This is a genomic window from Prevotella sp. CAG:592, from assembly GCF_000436015.1.
GTDB classification, from domain to species: domain Bacteria; phylum Bacteroidota; class Bacteroidia; order Bacteroidales; family Bacteroidaceae; genus Prevotella; species Prevotella pectinovora.
Map to the genome: position 1 here is coordinate 21,952 of NZ_FR892623.1, position 23,060 is coordinate 45,011.

At 47.5% G+C, this 23,060-nt stretch carries 15 protein-coding genes, 1 pseudogene and 1 riboswitch; all 16 genes and pseudogenes read left to right on the plus strand.

Annotated elements, in window-relative coordinates:
• Positions 1 to 20 precede the first annotated feature (20 nt).
• The gene (gene lysS, locus QVO99_RS08965; RefSeq protein ID WP_022317267.1) at positions 21 to 1,781 is read left to right on the plus strand and encodes a lysine--tRNA ligase; all 1,761 of its coding nucleotides are present in this window, start codon (positions 21 to 23) and stop codon (positions 1,779 to 1,781) included.
• Between the two features lie 78 nt (positions 1,782 to 1,859).
• Positions 1,860 to 2,855 carry an NAD(P)H-dependent glycerol-3-phosphate dehydrogenase gene (locus tag QVO99_RS08970; protein WP_042520089.1) on the plus strand — a complete coding sequence of 332 codons (996 nt, stop codon included), beginning with the start codon at positions 1,860 to 1,862 and terminating at the stop codon, positions 2,853 to 2,855.
• 28 nt (positions 2,856 to 2,883) lie between these two features.
• Entirely contained in the window at positions 2,884 to 4,242 is a 1,359-nt protein-coding gene (locus QVO99_RS08975; RefSeq protein ID WP_022317269.1) for a glucose-6-phosphate isomerase, read from the plus strand.
• 235 nt (positions 4,243 to 4,477) lie between these two features.
• Positions 4,478 to 4,673: riboswitch (cobalamin riboswitch) on the plus strand.
• A gap of 36 nt (positions 4,674 to 4,709) precedes the next feature.
• Complete coding sequence (locus tag QVO99_RS08980) at positions 4,710 to 6,875, plus strand: TonB-dependent receptor plug domain-containing protein (protein ID WP_288177105.1); 2,166 nt, start codon at positions 4,710 to 4,712, stop codon at positions 6,873 to 6,875.
• Entirely contained in the window at positions 6,862 to 7,941 is a 1,080-nt protein-coding gene (locus QVO99_RS08985) for a sirohydrochlorin cobaltochelatase (RefSeq protein ID WP_022317271.1), read from the plus strand. The genes QVO99_RS08980 and QVO99_RS08985 overlap by 14 nt, the downstream gene beginning before the upstream one ends.
• Positions 7,942 to 8,066: 125 nt before the next feature.
• Positions 8,067 to 9,170, plus strand: a complete 1,104-nt coding sequence (locus QVO99_RS08990) for an ABC transporter substrate-binding protein (protein ID WP_022317272.1) — start codon at positions 8,067 to 8,069, stop codon at positions 9,168 to 9,170.
• A gap of 48 nt (positions 9,171 to 9,218) precedes the next feature.
• The gene (locus QVO99_RS08995) at positions 9,219 to 11,297 is read left to right on the plus strand and encodes a TonB-dependent receptor plug domain-containing protein (RefSeq protein ID WP_022317273.1); all 2,079 of its coding nucleotides are present in this window, start codon (positions 9,219 to 9,221) and stop codon (positions 11,295 to 11,297) included.
• Between the two features lies 1 nt (position 11,298).
• Complete coding sequence (gene cobJ, locus QVO99_RS09000; protein WP_022317274.1) at positions 11,299 to 12,699, plus strand: precorrin-3B C(17)-methyltransferase; 1,401 nt, start codon at positions 11,299 to 11,301, stop codon at positions 12,697 to 12,699.
• 22 nt (positions 12,700 to 12,721) lie between these two features.
• Positions 12,722 to 13,891 (plus strand): bifunctional cobalt-precorrin-7 (C(5))-methyltransferase/cobalt-precorrin-6B (C(15))-methyltransferase, encoded by a 1,170-nt coding sequence (locus QVO99_RS09005; protein WP_022317275.1) that lies wholly within the window; start codon positions 12,722 to 12,724, stop codon positions 13,889 to 13,891.
• Positions 13,892 to 13,929: 38 nt separating this feature from the next.
• Entirely contained in the window at positions 13,930 to 15,753 is a 1,824-nt protein-coding gene (gene cobM, locus QVO99_RS09010) for a precorrin-4 C(11)-methyltransferase (RefSeq protein ID WP_278839861.1), read from the plus strand.
• On the plus strand, positions 15,750 to 17,522 hold the full coding sequence (cbiD, locus tag QVO99_RS09015; protein ID WP_022317277.1) for a cobalt-precorrin-5B (C(1))-methyltransferase CbiD: 1,773 nt from the start codon (positions 15,750 to 15,752) through the stop codon (positions 17,520 to 17,522). Before cobM ends, cbiD begins: the two co-directional genes overlap by 4 nt.
• Complete coding sequence (locus tag QVO99_RS09020) at positions 17,504 to 18,547, plus strand: iron ABC transporter permease (protein WP_022317278.1); 1,044 nt, start codon at positions 17,504 to 17,506, stop codon at positions 18,545 to 18,547. Before cbiD ends, QVO99_RS09020 begins: the two co-directional genes overlap by 19 nt.
• Positions 18,548 to 18,567: 20 nt before the next feature.
• Positions 18,568 to 19,859, plus strand: a pseudogene (locus QVO99_RS09025) (cobyrinate a,c-diamide synthase).
• A 4-nt stretch (positions 19,860 to 19,863) separates the two neighbouring features.
• Positions 19,864 to 21,327, plus strand: coding sequence for a cobyric acid synthase (locus QVO99_RS09030; protein WP_022317281.1), 1,464 nt, complete (start codon positions 19,864 to 19,866; stop codon positions 21,325 to 21,327).
• Complete coding sequence (locus QVO99_RS09035; protein ID WP_022317282.1) at positions 21,324 to 22,337, plus strand: aminotransferase class I/II-fold pyridoxal phosphate-dependent enzyme; 1,014 nt, start codon at positions 21,324 to 21,326, stop codon at positions 22,335 to 22,337. The genes QVO99_RS09030 and QVO99_RS09035 overlap by 4 nt, the downstream gene beginning before the upstream one ends.
• Positions 22,334 to 23,060, plus strand: a 727-nt coding sequence (gene cbiB, locus QVO99_RS09040) for an adenosylcobinamide-phosphate synthase CbiB (protein WP_288177106.1), incomplete at its 3' end; no start/stop codon positions are given. The genes QVO99_RS09035 and cbiB, both read left to right, overlap by 4 nt.

A 23,060-nucleotide genomic window follows, 5' to 3' on the forward strand; every position in this document is an offset into this window, starting at 1 on the left:
AAATTACAAGATAATATAATATGAACATTCTAGAATTGAGCGAACAAGAGATTGTACGCCGCCAGAGCTTGCAGACGCTACGCGATATGGGCATCGACCCATATCCTGCCGCAGAGTTTCCAACAAACGCTTTCAGTACTGACATAAGATCTGAGTTCAAAGACGAGGACGAACCTCGCCAAGTGATGATAGCGGGCCGACTGATGGGCCGCAGAGTCATGGGAAAGGCATCCTTCGCTGAGATACAAGACTCCAAAGGAAGAATACAGGTGTATGTTTCACGCGACGAGATCTGTCACGGCGACAACAAGGACCTTTATAATGTAGTATTCAAAAAGCTCATGGACATCGGTGACTTCATCGGTGTCAAAGGATTCGTATTCCGCACACAGACAGGCGAGATTTCAGTTCACGCACAGGAGCTGACCCTGCTCTCGAAAAGTCTGAAGCCGCTGCCTATCGTGAAATACAAGGACGGAGTGGCATACGACAAATTCGACGATCCGGAACTTCGCTACAGACAGAGATATGTAGACCTCGTTGTGAACGACGGAGTGAAGGACACTTTCCTGAAACGCGCCACGGTGTTGCGCACGCTGAGAAAAGTGCTCGACGAAGCCGGCTACACGGAGGTGGAGACCCCTACCCTGCAGAGTATCGCAGGTGGTGCGTCAGCAAGACCGTTCATCACTCATTTCAACGCCCTCGACCAGGATATGTATATGCGTATTGCCACAGAGCTGTATCTGAAGAGGCTTATAGTAGGCGGTTTTGAAGGTGTTTATGAAATCGGAAAGAACTTCAGGAACGAGGGAATGGACCGCAACCACAATCCAGAGTTCACATGTATGGAGCTCTACGTGCAATACAAGGACTACAACTGGATGATGGCATTCACAGAGAAACTCCTCGAGACAATCTGTATAGCAGTGAACGGTTCGCCTGAAAGGGAAATAGACGGCAAGATGGTGAGCTTCAAGGCTCCATACCGCCGCCTGCCTATCCTTGACGCCATCAAGGAGAAAACAGGTTTCGACTGCAACGGAAAGACAGAAGAGGAAATCCGTGCGTTCTGCCTTGAAAAGGGAATGGAAGTCGACGAGACATTCGGCAAGGGAAAACTCATCGACGAACTCTTCGGAGAGTTCTGCGAAGGAACATTCATCCAGCCTACATTCATCACAGACTATCCCGTGGAGATGTCTCCGCTGACAAAGATGCACCGTTCGAAACCAGGTCTTACAGAGCGCTTCGAGCTGATGGTAAACGGCAAGGAACTTGCCAACGCATACTCTGAGCTCAACGATCCAATCGACCAGGAGAACCGTTTCGTAGACCAGATGAAGCTTGCCGACAAGGGCGATGACGAGGCAATGATCATTGACAAGGATTTCCTGCGTGCGCTGCAATACGGCATGCCTCCTACCAGCGGTATCGGCATCGGCATAGACCGCCTCGTAATGCTCATGACGGGAAAGACTTACATCCAGGAAGTGTTGTTCTTCCCACAGATGAAGCCGGAAAAGAAAATGCCGCAAAGCACCATAAACGAATGGGAAGAAATCGGAGTGTCGGAAAATTGGGCTTACGTAATGCGTAAGGCCGGATTCAACCTCATCTCAGACATCAAGGGTGAAAAGGCGCAAGGTCTCCAGCAGAAAATAGGAGAAATAAACAAGAAATACAAATTGGGCTACGAAAAGCCGTCTCTCGACGAAGTGCAGAACTGGATTGACAAAGCCAATCCTTCGGCTGAAGCAAATGCTTCGACAGAATCTTAATAATTCATATCTCCAGATATGTCCGGACGACAAAGAACAATGGGTCCGGACATATCTCACCCAAACAAATTTGACAGAATGTTTAACTGTGGTAAAATTGCAATAATTGGCGGAGGTAGCTGGGCTACGGCTATTGCAAAGATTGTTGTGGAAAAAACCCACCACATTGGATGGTACATCCGCAGAGATGACCGTATTGACGAATTTCGCCGATTAGGACACAACCCGTCTTATCTGATGGGAGTTAGATTTAATGTAGATGAGATTTGTTTCTCTTCAGACATCAACGAGATTGTAGAAAAATACGATACGCTGGTGTTTGTAACACCATCACCATACCTGAAAAACCACCTGAAAAAGCTCAAGACAAACATTTCAAACAAATTCATCGTCACAGCCATAAAAGGTATCGTACCCGATGAAAACCTGGTATGCTCAGAATACTTCCACAACGTATTCGACGTGCCGGAAGAAAACATCGCTTGCCTTGGAGGACCGTCGCACGCAGAAGAGGTAGCACTCGAAAGGTTGTCGTATCTGACCGTGGGATGCTGCGACGAGGAAAAAGCCCAGGCATTCACAGACATACTGGTGAACGACTATATCAAGACGAAGACAAGCCTCGATGTAGTCGGAATAGAATATGCTTCCGTATTGAAAAACGTATATGCAATAGCGTCGGGAATATGCAGCGGACTGAAATTCGGCGACAATTTCCAGTCGGTACTCATATCTAATGCCGTGCAGGAAATGTCAAGATTCCTGACTGCAGTACACCCTATCGAGCGTTGCGTATATGACTCCGTCTATCTTGGCGACCTTCTCGTCACGGCATACAGCAACTTCTCGCGCAACCGCACATTCGGAACGATGATAGGCAAAGGATATAGCGTGAAAAGCGCACAGATAGAGATGGAGATGATAGCCGAAGGATATTTCGGAACGAAATGCATGAAAGAGATAAACAGACACATGCATGTGAACATGCCGATTCTGGATGCTGTATACAACATCTTGTACGAACGCATAAGTCCGCAGATTGAAATAAAGCTGCTGACAGATTCTTTCAGATAAAGAAGACAAACATAAATCACAAACGAATATGGAAAAAATAAAATTGAACACAAAAAAAGCCGAACAGTTTCTGAAAGCAGGAGCTGTGGAAGGTTTTGAAGGAAAAGTCAAGAAAGCTCAAGAGGCATTGGAGAATGCCACATGTGAAGGAAACGATTTTCTGGGCTGGCTCCATCTGCCATCAGAAATTTCTGCAGACTTCATCGCTGAGCTCCAGCAATGTGCAGACACCCTACGCAGCAACTGCGAGGCAATCGTAGTGGCAGGTATCGGCGGAAGCTACCTTGGCGCAAAAGCCGTAATCGAAGCTCTGAGCAACTCTTTCCAGTGGCTCGTCAACGACGGCAGCAACCCTACAATACTTTTTGCAGGAAACAATATCGGCGAGGATTATCTTTCCGAACTGACATCATATCTGAAAGGCAAGAAATTCGGCGTAATAAACATATCCAAGTCTGGCACGACTACTGAAACAGCACTCACTTTCAGACTGCTCAAGAAGCAATGTGAGGAACAGCGCGGAAAGGAAGAAGCAAAGAAGGTAATAGTGGCTATTACTGACGCCAAGAAGGGTGCTGCCCGTGCAGCAGCCACAAAAGAAGGCTACAAGACATTCGTGATTCCGGATAACGTCGGCGGACGCTTCTCAGTACTCACTCCAGTAGGACTCCTACCTATCGCATGCGCAGGATTCGACATCAAGAAACTCGTAGAGGGTGCGGTGGAAATGGAAAAAGCCTGTGATATCAACGTGCCGTTCGCAGAAAACCCTGCCGCACAATACGCTGCCGTAAGAAACGGACTCTATCAGGAGGTTGGAAAGAAAATCGAGATAATGGTGAACTATCAGCCGAAGCTCCATTTCTTCTCAGAGTGGTGGAAGCAGCTCTATGGCGAAAGCGAAGGAAAAGAAGGCAAGGGAATCTTCCCCGCTTCCTGCGATTTCACAACAGACCTCCATTCTATGGGACAATGGATACAGGAAGGCGAGCGCACTATCTATGAAACCGTTATCAGCATAGAGAAGCCTAACCGTGAATTGCTCTTCCCTAACGACGAAGACAATCTGGACGGTTTGAACTTCCTTGCAGGAAAACGAGTGGACGAAGTGAACAAGATGGCTGAACTCGGAACAAGACTCGCTCATATCGACGGAGGAGTGCCAAACATACATATCAGCGTTCCGAAACTTGACGAATACTACATCGGTCAGCTGATATACTTCTTCGAGAAGGCTTGCGGAATAAGCGGACTGCTTCTCGAAGTAAACCCATTCAACCAGCCTGGCGTGGAAGCATACAAGCGCAACATGTTTGCTTTGCTCGACAAACCTGGCTATGAAGAAGACAGCAAGGCTATCAAAAAACGTTTGGCTGAAGAGGCTTAAACTTGAAAGCAAAATACATTATATATATAAGGCAAATGTCAGACATGGCATTTGCCTTATTTTTTGCAGCATCCAGACATGTTGCCAGATAGGGAAAAGACAAGAAGAGAAGGGAAACATTATTATATTGTGGACAGACTTTTACACGAAAAAACTTTGTGAAAATTTGTTTTTCAAACAAATTAAATGTACCTTTGCAATTGATATGGTAACAGAAGCAAAGGGAATCACAATAATTTCAAAGCTGTGATTTACGATGCTGACGTGCAAGGGAATCAGGTGAAAGACCTGAACTGTTCCTGCAGCTGTAATCCACATTATGGAGCTAACATCAGAAAGCCACTGACATGAAACAAAAGGGTTTCAAGTATTGTCGGGAAGGCGTTGGCTCTGTGGAAAGTCAGAATACCTGCCAGATCACAACTCGTAGATAACATGCTCCCAGGATAGGAGAAGATAATCTAATTATGCAAAAGAATAAAATCATATTATTGGCTATTGCCGCAGGTGCTTATAGCATCAGCACCAATGCCCAGAACAGCAAAGATAATATTGCTGGCGACAAGACGCTGCAAGAGGTTGTCGTGACCGCTACCGGTACCGGCCACCTGCTGAAGGATGTGCCTGTGCAGACAGAAGTCATCTCGCACAAGATGATAGAGAGTTATGGAGGTAAATCCCTGGAAGACATCCTTGAAGGGCTTACGGCCTCGTTTGCCTTCAACGAAGGCGACATGGGCAGCAAAGCACAGCTTGGAGGACTCGGAAACAACTATATACTGATTCTCATCAACGGCAAAAGGCTACATGGAGACAACGGAGGCGAAAACGACCTCGGACTGATCGACCCGAACAATATTGAGAGAATAGAAATAGTAAAAGGTGCCCAATCTGCTCTCTATGGTTCTGATGCCATGGCTGGAGTGATAAACATCATAACAAAGAAACACGACACGCAAGGTCTGCTTCTAGAAAACACAACTCGCTACAGTCGTTTCAACGACATCAGACAACGCAATGGATTGGGACTGAGAATAGGCAAAGTGCAGTCGTATACCAGCTTCCAGCTGCAACACAACGATGGATGGCAAAACACTTCAAAAGAATTTGCAGAAGGCCAAGTAGTACCTGATTCAAGAAACAAGACAACAAACAAATTCACGAACTGGCAGATCAGCGAAAGACTGACATATAATCCGACAAAGAATCTTGAACTGTATGCCGACGGGTATTTCTACAAGAAATCCATCAACAGACCCACTAACGGCAACTATGCCTCATGCGACGTCTACACATACGACCTGCTCTATCGCAACGCTTCTGCAGCGATAGGCGGTAAACTGTTTACAAACAAAGACAAGAAGGACTATATATCGATTGACGTGGACTGGAACAAGCATGCCTACTATTACCACTATACAAGCAAGACATACGAAGATGCCTATATAGACGGCAAACTGGAACACGGAGTGCCCTTCTATCCAGGCAAAGAGCGTCTGCAAGCCGACCAGCAACGCGTGATGGCTATGCTGAAAGGCGTTTTCCATCTGCCTTATGCAAACACCTTGAATGTTGGAGCCGAATACAGATACGACTATCTTAAAGCCCCAATGAGGACTGCAAACGGTAGCGCTGACGACAACACGGGAGCTATATATGCACAAGACGAATTCAACATCATTCCATGGCTGAACATAACGGCAGGAGCAAGACTCGTGGACAATTCAAGATTCGGATTCCACTTCACGCCTAAAGTGAGTACGATGGCCAGTCTTGGCGACTTCCGACTGCGTTTGGGATGGAGTCAGGGATTCAAGGCGCCAACTGTTAAAGAATTGTATTACAGATATTTGCACGTGATGGGTTCGACCACTTTCTTCAATATGGGAAACACGTCGCTCAAACCACAGACAAGCAACTACTTCAGCGCTGGACTCGAATACAGGAACGAGAGATTCACTGCTTCTGTAACCGGTTACTTTAATAAACTGGAAGACATGATAGAACTTGTCAACGTTCCGGTAGACGAGTTGCCAAAGGACGTGACGACCGGTTATCTCGGGGACGGCAGCGGAAAGGTAACGGCAAGACGTTACAAAAACATGGAAAACGCCAAGACTTATGGCATAGACGTCAACCTGTCGTATAATATATACAAGGATCTGAGCATCGTCGGAAACTACAGTTACCTCGACACTCAAGCCAACATGTATGACACAGACCACGACAGGATGAAAAAGGCCGTGATAGACGGTATGGCACACAACAAGTGGAATGCATCGTTGGTTTACGGACACAGATTCTCTACGGTATACCGATTTGGAGCCAGCCTCTCCACACGCGGCAGCAGCAAACGCTACTACGAAAACAACGGAAACGGCAAACACTATCAGATATGGCGAATCAACACCACGCATGATTTCGGAAAGGCAGGGGCTGAGATGTCGTATAAGGTTGAGTTGGGAGTGGACAATATCTTCAACTACAAAGACACCACGATGCGTCCATACCATCTCGGAACAAACAATGGCGGCACAAGCATATATGCCTCATTCGCCATAAAGTTCAACAAAGGAAAGAAGATTTTCAACCATAATTATAAACAAAACAAAAAACAAGATGAAGAAGATTAAAATCTTTCTGATGATGTTGCTCGCTGTATTGAGCTTTACAGCTTGCGACGATGATGATGACTCTAAGCAGAGCATCATCTCTGAGTATTCCATGAACGACCAGCAGGTGGCTGCACAGAAAGCCAAGTCGGGCAAAGACAAAGCCGTGCTGCTCGTAGCCTTCGGTTCTACTTGGACAAATGCCTTCGCCGCTTTTGATGACACGAAAAAGGCTTATGAGGATGCTTTCCCAGATGCAGACGTTTACTTCTGCTTCTCTTCTGACATCTGCATCAACCGTGCCAGTGCTGGAGAACATGGCGAGTCACGCAACTATTATGAGCCACGTTATTTGCTCCACGCCATCGGTGCTGCAAAGTACAAGACTGTTTACGTGCAGAGCCTCCAGGTTATCCCTGGAGAGGAGTTCGCAAATGTTGTTGCTGCCGTAAAGAAATTCGCCAACAACGGTTATGTAAAGGATGCACACCTCGATGACGAATATCTGAAGACCGTAGAGATCCACCTCGGTATGCCTTTGCTCAACGACCTTGACGAGGTTGACGACGTGGCAAAACTGCTCAATGACCTCTATCAAGACGAGGCGGCACAGGGCGTTGTTGCTTTTATGGGTCACGGAAACCCTGACAACTACGACTCTTTCAAGGCAAACATCCGCTACACACAGCTTGAAAAGGCCCTGCAGACTTACAGCAAGAACTACTACGTAGGTACTGTTGACATGAAGGACAACTACAAGCAGAATGTAATGGCACGTATGCAGAACAACAACATCACTTCTGGCAAGGTTTATCTCCACGCTCTGATGTCTATAGCCGGTGACCACGCACACAACGATATGGCTGGCGAGGGAAACGACTATTGGGACGCAAGTGAGCCGACAAGTGAAGACAACAGCTGGTTTGAGTTCTTCAACCACAATGGCTTCACATCTGTAGTTCCTCAGACCAACGGCAACCCACTCGGACTCCTGGAGTTGCCTACTATCCGCCAGATATGGATAAACCATACGAAGAATGCTGAGCTTCTTGAAGACGCTTACCATTCAATGTATCCAGAGGAATAATAATCAATCATAGAACCGGTTTATATATAACAGGGACGCGGAACAACATGCATGTTCTGCGTACCTGTTTTTACCGTTTATTTAGACACATGAAAATTTTATATTATTTTGCAGTAATAATGACTATGCTCATTTCTTGCGCCACAGCTCAGGACGGCAAGAAAGAGCTTGTTGCAGACAGCCTGTACCACGACCAGGACTCTGTACTTTCACACATTGAAGACTATAGCGACACGATAGAGATAAAATATGCCAAAGGACTGAAAGTAGAATACAAACCCGACGGCATTCATGTCACTATAACAAACCCTGACCCTGCTGCCAAAGCAAGCAAGCCTCAACACATCACAATCAGAAAATCTTCTTCACGCTTTATATGCACCACGGCTTTACAACTCGGAAATTTTGAAGTACTCGGTCTGGAAGACAAAATCGTCGGAATCAATTCTCTACGACATATCTTCTCACTCAGGATGCTTGACCAACTTGAAAGCGGAAAGACAGCTGAGATAGGGAAAGAAGGAAACTTCGACCTTGAAACCGTGATGCGCACAAAACCTGACTTTATCCTCGTGAGCGCAAGCAAATATGGAGGCTTTGAAGCTCTGAAAGAATGTGGCATTCCACTTATCTTCCATCACGGATACAAAGAAACTAACCCACTGGGACAGGCTGAATGGATAAAGCTCGTTGGCATCCTCACAGGAGAAACGAAAAGGGCTAATGCCGTTTTCGCTGACATCGAGAAAAAATACAACACTCTGAAGGAAGAAGTGGAAAAGGCAACCTCTGACAACAAGAAACTCCCAACCGTGATAAGCGGCAGACAGCTTCGAGACGGATGGTATATCGTGGGCGGCAGAAGCTATATGGCACAACTGTTCAGAGATGCAGGTGCAGACTATATAATGAAAGACAACAAGGAGTCTGGTGGCATTGCCCTCGACTTCGAATCTGTTTATGCCAAAGGAATTCATGCTGACTTCTGGCAGACGGATGGTTCGTCGAAAGGCAATTTCTCATTGAAAGAACTTGCAAACGAAGATGCCAGATATGCCACTATGGACGCTTTCAAGAACAAGAGGGTAATCTTCTGCGACTTGAGCCAGACGCCTTACAGAGAGCTTGGCGGAGTGCAGCCACACTTCTTGCTCGCAGACTTCGTGAAAGCTTTCCATCCGGAAATACTGCCAAGCTATATTCCTAAATACTATAAACTAATAAAGTAACATTCAATTAAACAATCAATTATACAACTTGAAAAAAGCAAGATATTTATGAATCGCCTTATATTTTTACCCTTTGCCCTGACTATACCAAGCATTGCATCAGCACAGAATGACAAAGTTCGCGAGAATATACTCAATCCTGTTATCGTAACAGGTACAGGCACCTATAGAAAGGCAGAAAACTCACCCGTTGAAGTGAAGGTAATCTCGGCAAAAGAACTGAAAAATGCCAATGTGACAAGTCTTCAGGAAGCCTTGGCCAAACTCACATCAAACATAACCACCTATACAAACGGAATGGGCACCACCGTGAATTTCAACGGAATAAGCGACGCATACATGCTGATTCTCGTAAACGGCAAGAGAATGTCGGGCGACGACAGATGGAACCGTATCAGCATTGACAACATCAAGCGCATAGAAATCCTGTCGGGAGCAGCAAGCGCCCTTTATGGAAGTAATGCCATAGCCGGAGTGATAAACGTAATCACAGACGATGGCAAAAACAACCTTGAGGTGACAAGTAGCACAAAAGTGATGAACAAAGGCAGATTCGACCAGGATATCAACGTGGATATAACAAAGGGAAAATTCTCAAGCCACACAAGCTATAACCACCGTCAGGCTGACAACTGGCAAGTGAACAGATATCAGGAATTCAAGGAAGGCGACGAATCCGTATTGAAGCTTACCGGCAGACCGATGTCTACGGCTTTCAAGTCTGACAACATCAGCGAGAGGCTGGAATGGAGATTCAATGACGAAATCGACATCTACCTATCCGGCAACCTATATGGTCACAAAACCGGACGCGACAGAAACGCTACATACTACACACAGAAAGCAACAACCGACAAGACTACGGGGGACAAGACTTATACTTATACTTCAAAGCAAGCCTACACCTACGATATAAAACACAGGACATACAACCTGGGAGCTGGTGCAAGATGGGTGCCAAACAGAAATGTGCATCTCTACTTTGACGTATACATGGACAACTTCAAGTCGGCTTATGACTACTGGCAAACGGCAACCAAAGAAGCTTACGACGAAACACGCAAGAACACACAGTATATAAACGAGACCATAAAAGGTATTTTCAGGCTCAACAACTGGAACAAGCTATCGGCTGGCATAGAGATGGAACAGGAAAACCTGAAGAGCGCCTCTGACAATATTGACAAGGAGAGCACATATACATACAACCTGTTCGCACAGGATGAAATCCGCATTGTCAAAGGTCTGGAAGCTGTTGTGGGACTGAGATATACCTACAACAAGCACTTCGGAAGCAATGTGACTCCAAACACGGCCCTCTTCTATCACATCGCCGGATTCAGAGCCAGAGTAAGCTATGCTGAAGGCTACCGTACCCCTACCCTCTCTCAGCTTTATGCTACCGACCAGACTAAGACATCTGCCCGATACACAATCAACAACACCATGCTGAAGCCCGAAAAGAACAGATTCTGGAATGCCAACCTGGAATATGCCAACAAGTGGTTCACCCTGAGCGTCAGCGGATTCCTCAACAATATCCGCAACATGATAAACTACCGCACCATGACACTGGCTGAGATTGAAGCCAGTGAGAAACTGACGGCTCTCTATAATGAAGGCTGGACAACTATACGTCAACGCGACAATATAGACAAAGCCACCATAAAGGGAATATCAACAAACTTAAAGCTTCTTCTCCCATATGGATTCTCTGCTTCTGCAGGCTATACATTCTGCGATACCAAGGCAAAAAGCGTGACGCTTGACAAAAAGACTCAACAATATAAGATGTCAGAAACTCCAGTGGACAAGAGCGTGAAAAATGTTGTAAATGTATCTGCCGCATGGGACAAAAGCTGGGGTTCATATCATCTAAACACCCAGATCAACGGTCACATACAGGGCAAAAGATACTCAAATACATATGGCTACGCTCCTGAATATCAGCAATGGGACATTGTTACGCGGCACACTTTCAGCCTGAAACAATTTACCATAACACCAGGTGTAGGCATAGACAATATCTTCAACAAGCGTGACACATCTTACTGGAATTCTAATTTCTCTACAATAAATCCTGGAAGATCCGTTATATTGAGTGTAACTTTAAAATTCAAAGACTGATATGAGAATATATGTGGCAGGCATCGGACCTGGCAGTGCGGAAGATATAACTCCCGCACTTCAACAGGCCGTAGCAGACAGTAACGTAGTTGTAGGATACAAATATTACTTCCAGTTCATCGAGAAGTTCATATCCGACGATACAGTCTGCATAGACACCGGAATGAAAAAAGAACGCCAACGTGCCGAGATGGCCTTTGAATATGCCGAGAAGGGGAATACCGTGTGTGTGGTTTCCAGCGGCGATGCCGGCATATATGGCATGGCTCCTCTCATTTATGAGATGAAGCGTGAGAAGGAATCCAAAGTGGAAATCGTCTCAATACCCGGCATCAGCGCATTCCAGAAAGCAGCCTCCCTCCTCGGAGCTCCGATGGGACATGACTTCTGCGTAATATCCATGAGCGACCTCATGACGCCCTGGCATGTGATAGAGAAAAGAATTGTTGCTGCAGCGGAAGCTGACTTCATCACTGCCGTATATAACCCTAAAAGCAACGGCAGATACTGGCAGTTGTACCGTCTGAAAGAACTGTTTCTCAAATATAGAAGCGAGGACAATATCGTAGGATACGTGAGACAAGCAGGACGTGAGGAACAAAGTGTAAAGATCACAACGCTGAAGGATTTCAATCCTGAGGATATAGATATGTTTACAGTGGTAATAATTGGCAACAGCCAGTCTTACAACTGGAACGGATCGTTCATCACCCCACGTGGCTATTACCGCAAAGACAAGGAGGATGAAGATTGCAAAGTGGGGCAAAGCATAATGATAAAGTCTTTCCGAACTATCAGAAATGAACTGAAGAACCGGGACATCCCTACATGGAAACTATGGCCACTCCTTCATGCCATTCATACTACGGCAGACTTCGATATGGAAAACCTGTTGTGGATGGACAACGAAGCCACAGCAAAGATTTACGACAAGGTAAAAAGCAGAGAAATAAAGGTTATTGTTACAGATGTCTCTATGGTAGCATCCGGCATACGCAAGGGAGCACTGGAGCGACTTGGAATAGAAACCGTATGCTACATCAATGACCCCCGCGCCATAGAAATGGCCAAAGAAAAAAACATAACCCGCGCTCAGGCCGGGATGCGGCTTGCTTCACAAGAGCATCCCAACGCCCTATATGCCTTCGGCAATGCTCCTACAGCACTGCTGGAACTCTGTTCGCTGGTAAGAAAACAAATTTGCAGACCTGCAGGAATAGTGGGAGCACCTGTCGGATTCGTACATGTTGAGGAAAGCAAACACGCTGCCAAGGCTCTCACCGATATACCTAAAATCATAATTGACGGAAGAAAGGGCGGAAGTAATCTTGCAGCAACGCTCATAAACAGCATTCTGACATTCGACGATGCAGAACAATTGAGACCGGGCAGAGACGTATAACCCTATTATAAGTAGTGAAGACATGAATAAATGTTATATTATAGGACTCTCCGACAGCCACAGACTTTGCCTCACACCAGAGGTCATGAAAATCATATCCGCAGGAAGAGTCTTCTCCGGTGGTATGCGCCATCATGAAATCATAGCCAGCATGTTGCCCACCAGATACGTATGGATAAACATTACCATACCAATTACCGACGTACTGGAAAAATACAAGCACCATGATGAACTGGTAATTTTCGCCTCAGGCGACCCCCTGTTCTATGGTTTCGCCAATACCGTAAAGAGGTCTTTTCCTGAAGTACAAATGAAAGTGTTTCCCACATTCAACTCTCTTCAGCTACTTGCACACAAACTGAATCTCGCTTATAATGACATGTACACGGCATCGCTTACCGGCAGACCGTGGGACCGGTTAGACGAAGCCCTCATACGCGGAGAACGTCTCATTGGCTGTCTCACCGACAAGAACAAGACTCCACATGAGATATGGCAAAGAATGCACACCTATGGCTACGACAACTACGAAATGTATGTGGGTGAAAACCTTGGCAATGAAGAAAAAGAGAGCATTGGACAATACGACCCTGCCAAAGGTTACTCTACCCCTAATTGCATAATATTGGAACAAAGAAAACTCATACGCCAGAATATCGGCATCCCAGACGAAGCCTTCCACTTGCTGGATGGCCGCAGCAGGATGATAACTAAAATGCCCGTACGTATGGCATCTTTGTCGGCCCTTCAGTTGGCTGAAAAGAAATCCTTCTGGGATATAGGATTCTGTACTGGTAGCGTGAGCATTGAGGCCAAGCTCGCCTATCCTCATCTGAAGGTCACGGCATTCGAAATACGCGACGAGGGAAAGGAACTCATGCTTGCAAACTCCAGGAAATTCCATGCCCCTGGCATTGACGCAAGGATAGGCGACTTCTGCAATATGGACATAAGCGACTGCCCCCTGCCCGACGCCGTATTCATCGGCGGTTATGGAGGCAAGATGAAAGAAGTACTTATAAAAGTAAAAAATGTCTTGTCTCACTCTGGTTGCATAGTTTTCAATTCTGTCAGCGAAACAAGCAAAGACTCTTTCTTCAGCATTACGAGAGAGTTAGGCATGACAACAGAAATACTACACACGATAACTGTTGACGGCAACAACCCTATTACAATAATGAGAGCGATATGAGCTCCTGTGTTGTAGAACACAATACGTTTGAAAGCAATATGATAAAATACGAGACAATAAACGATGCAGGCAGACGTCTTGCAGACAAAATACGAAAAGGAAACTTGTGCTTTGATGGTGAGGCGATAGTCTTCATCGGAGCATTGGGCATCTGCGTGAGAAAAATACTTCCCATTGTCAAAGACAAACACACCGACCCCGCAGTAGTATGTGTAGACTCAACAGGGAAATACGTAATTCCTGTTTTGAGCGGACACGTGGGCGGTGCCAACGGCCTTGCCCGAGAAATAGCGAAAGTTATAAATGCTGAGGCTATTATAACCACCCAGAGCGACAATACCGGTCTGTGGTCTCTCGACACCATAGCCAAGCGCTTCGGATGGCAAATCACCAAAATGACAAATGAGGAAATGAATAAAGTCATCGCTACATTTGTCAACAAATGCCCAACCGCCCTCGTGTGTGAAGTGGATGACGAAGGAACAAGATATTTGAAATCCTCATGCCCGACACATGTCACAGTCTACGACAGCTATAATGACTATTTGTCAGATGGCAATTCTAACGACAAGACTACCGGTAATGACAAATGGAATAAAGAATTGCTGATCTTGGTGTCTCCACACAGATATGACATAAGCAGAGTGAAACATATCCAGTATTGTCCGCAATGCCTCAATCTCGGCATTGGTTGCCAGAAAGACGCTCCCACTGGTATTGCCAACGAAATATTGTCGAATGTCCGCAATGAAGGCTATGCTATGGAGAGCATACGAACTGTCTCAACCATAACATTGAAGAAAGACGAGGCTGCATTGAAGAAACTCCAAGCCCTATTGCCATGGGCCGAACTGAATATCTATCCTGCCGAGACTCTTTGCCAGATAGAGGTTCCGAACCCTTCCGACAAGGTATTTGAAGTGACAGGCTGCCATGGTGTTGCTGAGGCTTCCGCATTGGCTGCAAGCAGAAACGGCAGTTTGGTGGTGGAGAAACAGAAAGGTAGTGTGTCTGCCGACGACAAGACGTTTTTCTATACATGGGCTCTTGGTGAAGACGAATTTGCATGCCACAAACCAGACATGAACAATAGCCTTGACAACGGACACATAGAAATAGTGGGGGCTGGTCCAGGCGACCCTGATCTTATAAGCGTGCGCGGCAGGAAATTCCTCGAGCAGGCAGATCTTATCCTTTATGCAGGAAGTCTTGTACCCAAGGAACTGACATACTGTGCCAAAGCGGGAGCCACAGTACGCTCATCTGCAGGAATGGACCTTGAGGAGCAATTCCACCTGATGAAGAAATTCTATGACGAAGGAAAACTCATAGTGCGTCTCCATACAGGCGACCCTTGTATCTATGGTGCCATACAGGAACAGATGGCATATTTCGACGAATACGGTATGCACTACCACATCACTCCTGGTATCAGCAGTTTTCTTGCTGCCGCTGCAGAACTCAGAAGCCAGTTCACAATCCCGGAAAAATGTCAGACTATCATCCTGACCCGTGGCGAAGGACGTACTCCAATGCCCGACAAAGAGAAGCTCCATCTCTTGGCAGAACATCAATCCACTATGTGTATATTCCTCAGTGCCAGCATTGTAGACGAAGTGATGAAAGAACTCCTCGATGGTGGTTATCCTCCCGAAACGCCTGTTGCGGCATGCTATAAATTAACATGGAAAGAGCAGCGCATTTATCGTGGCCAACTGAAAGACCTGTCCAAGATTCTCAAGGACAACAACCTTACTCTCACAACAATGATAGTTGTAGGAGAGGCTATCGACAATCGTAATGGTCTGAGCAAACTCTACGACGGACATTTCACTCATCTATTCAGAAAGGGTAAAGAATGATACTTATCTTTGGCGGCACAACAGAAGGCCGCATCGCTGTGGAGGTATGCGAAGAAGCAGGAAAGCCATTCTACTACTCCACAAGAAGCAAGCTGCAAGAAGTGGAGATGCACAACGGCGTGCGTCTCTCTGGAAGCATGTCCGCCACTGAGATAAAGTCATTCTGCCACGACAATAATATCGGCTGCATCATCGACGCTGCCCACCCCTTTGCCGAAAACCTGCACAAGGCGATTGAAGAAGCAGGCATTCCTGTAATAAGGGTTGAACGTTCTTTCCCACGCCATGCCATCGGTGTGACATATTGCCATAGCTATGAAGAAGCTATCAGTAGACTCGAAGCTGACGACATCAACTGTCTGCTGGCGTTGAGTGGAGTAAACACTATCAGTAAGTTGGAAGCTTATTGGCGGAAACATACAACTTTCTTCCGAATCCTCGACAGACAGGAGAGTCTTGACAAAGCGGAGGTCTCAGGTTTTCCAAGTGAGCATCTGGTAATGTATAACGAAAACCTTGAGATACCATCAGCCGAAGCTGAAAAGGCCATGATGAAGCGCATTGGCTGCGATGCCATACTGACCAAGGAAAGCGGATTGTCCGGAGGATTCGACGCAAAGATAGAGGCAGCACAAAAACTAGGGCTGAAAATCTACGTAATCGAGCATCCTGCACTTCCCGGCGATTGGGTTTACGTAACAGGAAAATACGGACTAAGACGAAGCATCGAACAGATGATGCCCGATTTCTTTCCACTGAAAACAGGTCTCACTACCGGTGCCTGCGCCACAGCTGCTACAAAAGCAGCACTTCTCTCCCTCTTGTTTGATGATGACGACGAGGAAGTTTCCTTTTCTCTTCCTGATGGTGAAATACTCACTATCCCCGTTGAACACAACGCCAAAGGAATTGCCACCGTCACAAAAGACTTCAGCGACGATCCGGATGTGACAAGAGGCTGTAGAATAACATCTCGCATCTCTTGCCCTGTCAGACAACAGGATACAGGCAATCCAACGATGAGCCGACAACAGATAAGGTTTCTTCATGGCAGTGGCGTTGGCACCGTCACTCTTCCAGGCTTGGGCATCCCTATCGGCGAACCTGCCGTGAACCCAACGCCCCGTAAAATGATTATAAATGAAATAAGCCGTATCACGAACATGGACGTTGATGTAACGATAAGCGTGGAGAACGGAGAGGAAATAGCCAAACATACTTTCAATCCGAGGGTAGGTGTGGTTGGTGGCATTAGCATCTTAGGCACATCAGGCATTGTCCACCCTCTTTCCAACGATGCCTTCATACGAAGCATACGCCGCGAACTGGAAGTGGCATGGGCCATGGGGCGACGAGAGATCGGACTCGTTGCCGGAATGAAAAGCGAAAAGGCATTGAGGGAAGAAAGGGACATACGCTGCATACACTACGGCAATTTCATTGGCGAGGCGCTGAAAGCTGCCTATGATATTGGATTCAGGCGTGCAACTCTCGCCATCATGATAGGAAAAGCAGTGAAATTGGCGGATGGAAACCTAGACACTCACTCACACAAAGTGGTTATGAACAAAGATTTCCTTATCTCCACCGCCAAGCAACTCGGCATAGACCCATCTCCCATCAGCCACATAACAATGGCAAGGGAGCTATGGAACATCATGCCAGCCTGTTTTTTCGAAAGGATAAAATCTCTCTGCCATGAAAACACCAAGACTGTTTTCCCGCAAGGAGAAATAAAAATAAAACTGATATGCGACACTCTACAATGATGACATTGCTCATACTGGGCATCATAGTTCTGGCTATGCTGAATCTGGCTGTAGGCTCAGTAGCCATTCCCGTAAACGCTGTATTGACAATCCTCAATCCCTTCAGCGACAAGGCCCTGCAAGGAGCGAATGCTGAGGTGTGGACAAATATCATAATATACACGCGATTGCCTCAAACCATCACAGCCATGGCCTGTGGCGCAGGCTTGTCTGTAGCCGGACTTGAGATGCAGACCGTCTTCCGCAATCCCCTTGCCGGACCTTCCGTACTGGGCATTTCCAGTGCTGCAAGTCTTGGTGTAGCTTTCGTTGTATTGCTAAGCGGAGCCATCGGCGGCACAGCCCTGTCGAGTTTCGGCATTATCGGCAACACAGCCATAACCATTGCCGCCATTTTCGGTGCCATGCTCGTGATGTCGCTGATAGTCTTTCTCTCCCATAAGGTGGAAGGCAACGTCACTCTGCTCATCACCGGTGTACTCATAGGCTATATTGCCACAGCCATCATCGGAGTGCTCAAATATTTCTCAAGCGAGGAAGATATACGAGCCTACGTAATCTGGGGGCTCGGTTCCTTCTCCCGCGTCACAGGCGGACAGGTATATGTATTCACCGGTCTCACCGCTTTTCTCCTGCCATTTGTCATGCTACTCGCAAAGCCACTGAACATCTTGCTCTTGGGTGACCTCTATGCCACGAATCTCGGTCTCAATGTCAAACGGGCACGAATGCTTACTATTGCCTCCGCCGGCACTCTCACCGCTATCGTTACCGCCTATTGTGGTCCTATAATGTTCCTCGGTCTTGCCGTGCCTCACATATGCCGCGGTCTTTTCAACACCACCGACCACAATATATTGCTGCCAGCCAACGTGCTTTGCGGAGCGGCATTGGCTCTGCTTTGCAACTTCATTGCCCGAATGCCAGGCTTCGAAGGAGCACTTCCGATTAACTCAGTCACATCGCTCATCGGAGCACCGATAGCATTGTCTATCCTACTGAAAAAGAAAAGAAACCTGATCTGACAAACATAAACATAGCGACAATGAAATCATTCCTCATAGGAGCCGCCACATCAAACAGCGGCAAAACGACATTCACAATGGGACTGCTGCGTGCTCTCACCCAACGAGGACTCTGCGTGCAGCCTTTCAAATGCGGCCCTGACTATATCGACACCATCTTCCACCATATGGCGTCAGGCAACGAGAGCCTTAACCTCGACACCTTCATGGCCTCTGCCCAACATGTAAGAAAAATATTCTCGGATTATTCACAAAATGCCGACGTTGCAATAGCAGAAGGCGTGATGGGACTCTTCGACGGCTACGACGGTTTTCACGGCAGCAGCGCCGAGATTGCCATCATGCTCCATCTTCCTGTCATCCTCATCGTCAACGCAAAGTCGATGGCCTACAGCGTGGCACCGCTGATCTATGGTTTCAAGAATTTCAACAAGAATCTTCAGATTGCCGGAGTGGTGTTCAACAACGTAGGGTCTGAAAATCATTTCCGGTTTCTGAAATCTGCCTGCAACGACGCCGGAGTGGAATGCTTTGGCTATATGGCCAAGAACAGCGAACTGACAATCCCAGGCAGGCATCTTGGGCTTACAATATCCGAAAGACAGGAAATGAACCGCATCATAGAAGCTGCCGCCAAAGAAATAGAAAAGCATGTAGACATTGACAAAATCCTTGAATCATGAGAATCCTGATAGCAAAAGACGAGGCTTTCAACTTCATATATCGTGCCAACATCGACTCGCTCCGCACAATGGGCGAAGTCAGGTTTTTCTCACCTCTTCACGACAGTCATCTGCCTTCGTGCGATATTCTCTATCTGCCAGGAGGCTACCCCGAACTATATCTCGACGACATCTCGGGAAATTCTGAAATGATGGCAGAAATCAAGGCCTATGCCGAAAACGGAGGCAGGATATTTGCAGAATGTGGAGGTTTCATGTACCTGTGCCACGATATTGACAACATTCCGATGTGCGGTGTCTTCCCTTTCAGCGCCTCGATGCGCGACGCCCGCCTGCATCTGGGCTACAGACAGATGTATCTGACAATCGATGGCAGGAACCAATGCATAAGAGGACATGAATTCCATTATTCCGACATCAATGATGACGTTACACTGACAGACGAGACCTCTCACAACAAGAGCTTTTACAATGGGGAAATACACAAAGAATGCATACAGCTTTCTGCAAAAAACACCAAGACCACCACGGCTCTATACAGATATAAAAATGTAGTAGCAGGCTACACCCACTGGTATTGGGCAGAGACTGGATTCCCCTTCTTCAAAATTTCAACAATCAGACTATAACATTATGACACACAATATATTACACCCTTTAATGCTTGCAGGCACTGGAAGCGACGTAGGCAAAAGCATAATTGCCACTGCCCTCTGCCGCATCTTCTTGCAGGAGGGCTACCACCCTGCCCCTTTCAAGGCGCAGAACATGGCTCTCAACTCTTATGCCACACCCGACGGACTGGAAATCGGCCGTGCCCAGGCTGTACAGGCTGAAGCTGCCGGAGTGGTCTGCACTACAGACATGAACCCCCTGCTGCTGAAACCCAACTCCGAACACACCACACAAGTGGTACTGAACGGACGACCGATAGGCAACCGCTCGGCATACGATTATTTCCGCAAAGAGGGTCGCGAAGAACTACGCAAGGCAGTGAACGCAGCCTTCGACAGGCTCAGCCAATCTTTCTGTCCGATTATCATGGAGGGTGCCGGGAGCGTGTCTGAAATAAACCTACGCGACTCAGACCTCGTGAACATGCCAATGGCCCGGCATGCCGACGCTGACGTAATTCTCGTGGCTGATATAGACCGTGGCGGTGTATTTGCATCATGCTATGGCAGTGTGATGCTGCAGACTCCCGATGACAGGAAGAGGATAAAGGGCATAATAATAAACAAGTTCCGCGGAGACATTCGTCTCTTCGATGAGGGAAAGAAACTACTGGAGCAGATATGCGGCATCCCTGTGCTGGGCATAGTACCGATGTTCAAAGACATCGTGATAGAAGAGGAAGACAGCGTGGAACTGGAGCGCAAAGCCCGTCAGATGGCTACCGACAAGGTGAACGTTGCGGTGGTGCTGCTCCGACATATATCAAACTTCACAGACTTCAACATACTGGAGCGCGACGAGCGCGTCAACCTGTTCTATACCAACAATACCGCCGATATAGAAAAAGCCGACATCATCATTCTGCCCGGCACGAAAGCAACCCTCGACGATTTATACGAATTGCGCAAAAACGGTGTTGCCCAAGCAATAGTAAGGGCACATCGCAACGGGAAGACCGTCATCGGCATCTGTGGCGGCTATCAGATGTTGGGGCAATCGGTGCTCGATCCTCATGCCGTGGAAGGCAGCATTCCACAACTGCCCGGACTCGGCCTTCTCGACACCATAACCGAGATGTTGCCAGAAAAGACCACACGGCAGACGGATTTCATTTTCAACGGTAAAGAGTGCAAAGGCTACGAAATCCATCAGGGCATTACCACCTACAGCCAGGGCAACGACAGAGCAGGCCAGAAAGCCGACCTTATTGTCAGCGGAAACAACTGCACGGGCACCTACCTCCACGGATTTCTCGACAACTCTGCCGTGACAGACCATTTCATCACCCCCCTCTGCAAGAGTAAAGCCAAGGCAGGCAATGTCAGCATTGAGGAATTCAAGAACAGACAGTACGACCTCCTTGCCGACCACGTGAGAAAATATGTAGACATAGAAAAACTTATCAAAATAATGACACCATGATACATGGACACGGCGACGACCTATATAAATACAAGAATGTGGAGATGAACTTCTCCACCAACATATTCAACCACTTCGACCATTCGCGGCTTTTCGCCTATCTCTCCGAAAAGTTGCCACTCATAACAAGCTACCCTGAACCTGCGCCAGCATCTCTCGAAAGAGCGATAGCACGGCAGACAGGTGTTGAGGCAGACTGCATTATGGTGACCAACGGAGCCACGGAGGCCATATACCTCATTGCCCAATGTTTCAGTGGGAAGACACAACACATCCTGCAACCCACCTTCGCAGAATATGGCGACGCCTGCAGCATGTACGGCAGCCGGATCCACACCCTGTCAAAGATAACGCCATCCGACCGGTTCGGCAACAACGACACCGTGTGGTTCTGCAACCCCAACAACCCCACAGGCACCGTGACAGACCACGATGTCGTGTCTGCCGTCATCAGCAACAATCCCGACACATTGTTCATTATCGACCAGAGCTACTCCCACTACACGCTCAAGCGTACTCTCCAGCCCCGGGAGTGTGCCCGTCAAGGCAATGTGCTTCTGCTGAACTCCATGACAAAAGACTTCGGAATCCCCGGACTGCGCCTCGGCTTCGTCACTGCCAGCCGCCGGCTCATATCCCTGCTCCGCAGCCACCGCATGCCGTGGTCGGTAAACAGCCTTGCCATCTGCGCCGGCATGTTTCTGCTCAAACACCATGAAGACTATAGCATCGACACGGCAGCTCTCTGCTCTGAGCGGGAACGGGTAGGCAGGCTCATTGAGGAACTTGGCATAATGACGTATCCTTCAGACTCAAACATGCTGCTCTGCAGACTGCCGGAATCAGACGCTGCCACGCTGAAGGAATTCCTCGTTGCTTCACACAGCATACTGATACGTGACGCAAGCAACTTCGAGACGCTCACTCCGCAGCATTTCCGCATAGCCGTGCAGACTCGCGAAGAAAACGACAAACTGATAAAATCTCTGGAAGAATGGATGAAACAATGAATTTTCTGAATACCCACATCATGTTAGCAAGCCTTCTCACAGGTTGGGCTCTCGACATCATCTTCGGCGACCCCTCACGGCTCCCCCACCCCGTGGTATATATGGGCAGATGGATTTCCATGGGCGAACACAGGCTCAACCGCGGCAAAAGAAAGCGACTTAAAGGTGCTGTCTTTGCCGTTTCAAGCATCTTGATGACGTTCGGCATCATGTGGCTGCTGACAGAGGCGCTCAGAATGCTGACAGACAGCTACGACACGGGATGGGCTTTTCCGCTGCTCTCCTATGCGTTGGGGTCGCTCTGCGTCTTCTTCTGCCTTGCCGGAAAGACGTTGCGCCGCGAAGTGAGGATGGTATTCGGAAAACTAGAACTGGGACTTGACGAGGGCCGACAGCAGGTGGCCAGGATTGTGGGCCGCGACACTCTGTCGCTCTCCCGGCAGGAAGTGTCTACGGCAGCTCTGGAGACACTTGCCGAAAACCTCTCCGATGGTGTCATTGCTCCGCTTTTCTGGTTTGCCCTGCTTGGTGTGCCGGGAATGATGGCCTATAAGATGATAAACACCCTCGACTCCATGATAGGCTATCAGAACAAGCGCTACAAAGACTTCGGCTGCTGGGCAGCCTGCATCGACGACATAGCCAACTATCTGCCTGCACGCCTCACCGCCCTGCTGATGATATTGGCAGGATGGGGCTATATGCAGTTCTCCAGATCGCGCT

Bases quoted from the DNA above. Each gene is read 5' to 3' on its own strand.
- lysS (WP_022317267.1), top strand. From the start codon at position 21: ATGAACATTCTAGAATTGAGCGAACAAGAGATTGTACGCCGCCAGAGC.
- QVO99_RS08970 (WP_042520089.1), top strand. From the start codon at position 1,860: ATGTTTAACTGTGGTAAAATTGCAATAATTGGCGGAGGTAGCTGGGCT.
- QVO99_RS08975 (WP_022317269.1), top strand. From the start codon at position 2,884: ATGGAAAAAATAAAATTGAACACAAAAAAAGCCGAACAGTTTCTGAAA.
- QVO99_RS08980 (WP_288177105.1), top strand. From the start codon at position 4,710: ATGCAAAAGAATAAAATCATATTATTGGCTATTGCCGCAGGTGCTTAT.
- QVO99_RS08985 (WP_022317271.1), top strand. From the start codon at position 6,862: ATGAAGAAGATTAAAATCTTTCTGATGATGTTGCTCGCTGTATTGAGC.
- QVO99_RS08990 (WP_022317272.1), top strand. From the start codon at position 8,067: ATGCTCATTTCTTGCGCCACAGCTCAGGACGGCAAGAAAGAGCTTGTT.
- QVO99_RS08995 (WP_022317273.1), top strand. From the start codon at position 9,219: ATGAATCGCCTTATATTTTTACCCTTTGCCCTGACTATACCAAGCATT.
- cobJ (WP_022317274.1), top strand. From the start codon at position 11,299: ATGAGAATATATGTGGCAGGCATCGGACCTGGCAGTGCGGAAGATATA.
- QVO99_RS09005 (WP_022317275.1), top strand. From the start codon at position 12,722: ATGAATAAATGTTATATTATAGGACTCTCCGACAGCCACAGACTTTGC.
- cobM (WP_278839861.1), top strand. From the start codon at position 13,930: ATGATAAAATACGAGACAATAAACGATGCAGGCAGACGTCTTGCAGAC.
- cbiD (WP_022317277.1), top strand. From the start codon at position 15,750: ATGATACTTATCTTTGGCGGCACAACAGAAGGCCGCATCGCTGTGGAG.
- QVO99_RS09020 (WP_022317278.1), top strand. From the start codon at position 17,504: ATGCGACACTCTACAATGATGACATTGCTCATACTGGGCATCATAGTT.
- QVO99_RS09030 (WP_022317281.1), top strand. From the start codon at position 19,864: ATGACACACAATATATTACACCCTTTAATGCTTGCAGGCACTGGAAGC.
- QVO99_RS09035 (WP_022317282.1), top strand. From the start codon at position 21,324: ATGATACATGGACACGGCGACGACCTATATAAATACAAGAATGTGGAG.